Origin of the sequence: uncultured Limnohabitans sp., assembly GCF_937889215.1 — a bacterium.
GTDB lineage: Bacteria > Pseudomonadota > Gammaproteobacteria > Burkholderiales > Burkholderiaceae_C > Limnohabitans_A.
On record NZ_CALBEX010000506.1, the window covers coordinates 1 to 4274 of the forward strand.

General features: G+C 60.0%; 3 protein-coding genes. 2 read left to right on the forward strand and 1 reads right to left on the reverse strand.

Going from position 1 to position 4274, the window contains the following annotated elements; all coding sequences use genetic code 11:
• Positions 1-154 precede the first annotated feature (154 nt).
• Positions 155-1066 carry an LD-carboxypeptidase gene (locus Q0341_RS12825; protein WP_299513993.1) on the forward strand — a complete coding sequence of 304 codons (912 nt, stop codon included), beginning with the start codon at positions 155-157 and terminating at the stop codon, positions 1064-1066.
• A 36-nt stretch (positions 1067-1102) separates the two neighbouring features.
• The gene (locus Q0341_RS12830; RefSeq protein WP_299513997.1) at positions 1103-3586 is read left to right on the forward strand and encodes a penicillin acylase family protein; all 2484 of its coding nucleotides are present in this window, start codon (positions 1103-1105) and stop codon (positions 3584-3586) included.
• A 340-nt stretch (positions 3587-3926) separates the two neighbouring features.
• Here Q0341_RS12830 and Q0341_RS12835 read toward each other — a convergent pair.
• On the reverse strand, positions 3927-4274 hold a 348-nt coding region (locus tag Q0341_RS12835), incomplete at its 5' end, for an ankyrin repeat domain-containing protein (RefSeq protein WP_299514000.1).

The following is a 4274-nucleotide window of genomic DNA, read 5'->3' on the forward strand; positions in this document are numbered from 1 at the left end:
ATGGTTTGCCAGAAGCCGGCCATTTTGTGCAGGAGCAGGGCAGGGCGATTGCCGCGGCGGCTGTGCGACACTTCAAGCCCTGATTCTTCCGCTTGACAGGAGGCTGCCGAGCCAAGCCACCGCATGACATTGGCACTAACTCAACGATAAAAACATGGCCCACATTTACATTTTTTCCCCCTCCAGCGCGGTGCGCGATAAAGCGGCCTTTCGCCGGGGCGTCAAACGACTGAAAGCCCAAGGCCACGAGGTGGAAGTCGACGAAGCCGCCTTGGCCAGCCACATGCGTTTTGCGGGCGACGACGCCACGCGCATTGCGGCCATCACCCGTGCCGCAGCCAGCGGTGCCGACGTGGCGCTCATCTCGCGCGGCGGCTACGGCCTCACGCGCATCCTGCCGGCATTGCCCTACAAACAAATCGCCAAAGCCATTGATGGGGGCACGCAGTTTATGGGCCTGAGCGATTTCACGGCCTTCAACCAAGCGGTGTTGGCCAAGACTGGTCGCATCAGCTGGCAGGGCCCGGCCTTGGGCGAAGACTTTGGGCCTGAGCAAGAACCCGACGACATCATGCAGGCCTGTTTTGATGACTTGTTGATGGAACAAGGCGAGGGCACAGGCTGGCAACTTCCCAAGCTTGAAGCCGAGCGCCGCGTGTTGGTGAAAGACGCGCCGCTTTGGGGTGGCAACCTGACGGTGCTGACTTCATTGCTCGGTACGCCGTATTTCCCGCAAATCAAAGGCGGCGTGTTGTTCCTCGAAGACGTGGGCGAGCACCCTTACCGCATCGAGCGCATGCTAACGCAACTGCTACATGCGGGTGTGCTGGCCCAGCAAAAGGCGGTGCTGATCGGCCAGTTCAGCAAATACAAGCTGGTGCCCGCGCACGACAAAGGCTTCAAGCTGGCCACCGTGGTCGACGGGCTCCGCAGCCAGATCAAGGCCCTGGTGCTCACGGGCTTGCCTTTTGGTCATGTCGAAACCAAGGTGTTGTTGCCCGTGGGTGCCAAGGTGGACCTTGTCACCGAAGGGCGTGACGCGTTGATGGTTTGGGGCCATATTTGACGCTCTGAAAAATATACAAAACAAGGGGACTGCCTCATGAAATGGCTCGGACGTTTGAGTGTTTTGGCAGTGGTCGCCGTTTTGCTTGCGGGCGGTGTTTTGGCGGTGCAAATGCTGCGCAGCCTGCCCAAGTTGGACGGCACGGTGCAATTGCCAGGGCTGAACCAGCCGGTGAGCATCGGGCGTGACAACTCAGACGTGACGCACATTCAGGCGGCTACGGCGCTGGAAGCCTGGCGGGCCATGGGTTTTGTGCATGCCCAAGAGCGCGGCTGGCAACTCGAGTTCAACCGCCGCATCATGCACGGTGAGCTGTCCGAGATCTTGGGCCCCGCCACGTTGGGCACCGACAAGCTGATGCGCACGCTAGGGATCATCCCCATGGCGCGCCAGCAGCTCAAGCTTTTGTCGCCTTTGGCGCAAGCGGCGCTGCAGGCCTACAGCGAAGGCATTCAGGCCGCCTGGCGCACCGGCGCGGTTCGAGCATCTCCCGAGTTTCAGATTCTGGGCACGTCAGCTGGCGGGCAGGGCGGTCAAGCCTGGCTGCCCGAAGACAGCGTGGGCTGGGCACTGATGATGGCGCTGGATTTGGGCGGCAATTGGGGGCAAGAGTTTGCACGGCTGTCCGCGTCCAAGGTCCTGAACAACGAACAACTTTGGCAACTGCTGCCGCCATACCCCGGAGAAAAACCTGCCACGGCGGTGGATTTGCCCGCGCTGTATGCGCAATTGGGCGTGTACGCCCCTGCAGCTGAGACAGCGGGCACGGCCATCGAGTCGGATCGGTCCAGCGCTCTGGCCCAATGGTCGGCCGAATGGGTCCGCGACATGGGCATTCTGGATGGCAAGGGCAGCAACAATTGGGTGGTGCCCGGCAGCCACACCGTCAGCGGCAAACCATTGCTGGCCAATGACCCGCACTTGGCCCTCAGTGCCCCGGCCATTTGGTACTTTGCCCGGCTGAAAGCGCCTGCAAGCGTCTGGCAAGGTCAGTCCTTGCCTGCCCTGGATGTGATGGGCGCCACCTTACCCGGCTTACCCTTCGTGGTGCTGGGTCGCACCCGGGGTGTAGCCTGGGGCTTCACCAATACCGGGCCCGATGTGCAAGACCTGTATCTGGAGCAACTGGACGCGGCCCGTCCGGGTCAGTACCGAACCCCCGAAGGCTGGGCCTCTTTCGAGACCCGCAGCGAAACCATCCGTGTCAAGGGGCAGGGCGATGTGACCTTGCAAGTGCGCAGCACCCGGCATGGCCCCGTCATCAGCGATGTGCAGCCGCAGTACACCGGCTTGCTCAACACGGCCGCCTATGCCCTGAGCTTGCGCTGGTCGGCGCTGACACCGGACAACGCCACCATCGATGCCGGCATGCAGGCCAACTGGTCGCAAAGCGTGGCGCAGTTGCAGCGGGCTTTCGCAGACCACCACTCGCCCATGCAAAGCGTGGTGATGGCCGACACGCAAGGGGAGGTGGCTTTTCAAGCCATTGGCAAAGTGCCGGTCCGCTCTCCGGACAACGACATCCTCGGCGTGGCACCCGCGCCCGGTTGGCTGGCGCAATACGACTGGCAGGGCTGGATACCCTATGCCGAAAACCCGGCCCTGAACACCGCGCAGATCAGCACCAAAGGCTGTCATGCCACCGCCAATCAAAACATTTTGCCGCTGGGCTATCCCCATTTTTTAGGGGCCGACTGGACCACCCCGGAGCGTTTCAACCGGATTGAACAATTGATGGCCGCAACCCCGCTTCACAGCGTTCAGAGCATGCAGGCTGTGCAAAACGACGTGCTGTCTTTGGCCGCCCAGACCTTGCTGCCCAGCGCCCGCAAGGCACAAAGCCAACACGCCTTGGGTGCAGAGGCCATGAAGTTGCTGGCAGATTTTGATGGTCACATGCATGTGAACAGCGCTGCGGCTTTGATTTTGAACGTCTGGGCCGATGAGATGACGCGGGCCGTCTTGGTGCCGCGCTTGGGAGCTCAACGTTTCCAGGGGCTTTATGGGAAACGCCATTTTAGAGCCGCATTGGAAGGCATATTGGCCCGTAACGACACGTTTTGGTGCGGGCAAGCGGGCTGCGACCCTGTGGTCAATGCGGCCATGGACCGCAGCTTGAGCCGTATTTCGGCCAAGTTGGGGCGCGATGTTCACCAATGGCGCTGGGGCGCTTGGCACCCGGCCATCAGCAGCCACAGGCCTTTTGGCAAAGTACCCGTGTTGAATGCGCTGTTCGATGTGCGGGTGCAGAGTCCGGGCGATCAGTTCACGGTCAACGTCGGCCAGTATTGGGCCAATGACCCCTGTGAACCTTTTGCCAACCGCCATGCAGCGTCGCTTCGTGCGCTGTATGACCTGAGTTCGGCTGATGACTCCCGTTTTATTTACCAAACAGGCCAAAGCGGACACGTGTTTTCACCGCGCAGCCGCGACATGGCGCAGGCTTGGGCCCAGGGGCAATACCGCGCTTTGCTGGGTGCGCCAACATCTTTCCGCCAAACGCAGCGTTTGATCCCTTGATCTGAGGGTGTTGATACACCTTCAGCCATTGGTCCGGCCATAGGATCTTTGGCATGTCGGCCTTTGTGGTCCGACGTTTCGTGCCTTGGCGGCTTGGCATTCTCAAAAGGCAGTGGTGCATTGAACGCTTGTCGGACCTGAAGGCACCGACCTACAAAATACTTGCTCAACCCCTGAACTAAATCGAGAGGGTTCTTCGGGGTTTTGCGGTTTTGAGCCTTGAACTGTGCATGTGACTTTACATAATATACATCGTATGAACTTATTAGAACGAATAAATGATGGCAATGAACCGGCAAAACGGTCACCACCCCGGTAACCACCATCAAAACGTATCCATTTATCGGCGAGCAGTCAGACGGGCCAAGGCGGTTTCGATGAGTTCTTTGGCGTTGGGTCGCTGGCCTCGAATGGCGAAATCCAGCGCGGTCATGCCGAGCTGGTTTTTCAGGGTTACGTCGGCACCAGCCTGAATCAGGTGCTTGACCGCTTCCGGGCTGCCGTACATGGCGGCCATCATCAAGGGCGTGCTGCCATTGGGCGACTCGGCATCGATATAGGCGCTGTTTTCCAGCAAAAGCGCGATCACGGGCACATGGCCACCCGAGGCGGTGTAATGCAATGGGGTCCAGCCGGTTTTGTTGACGTCGGCATCGTTTTCAATCAACTTTTGAGCCAAAGGCAAATA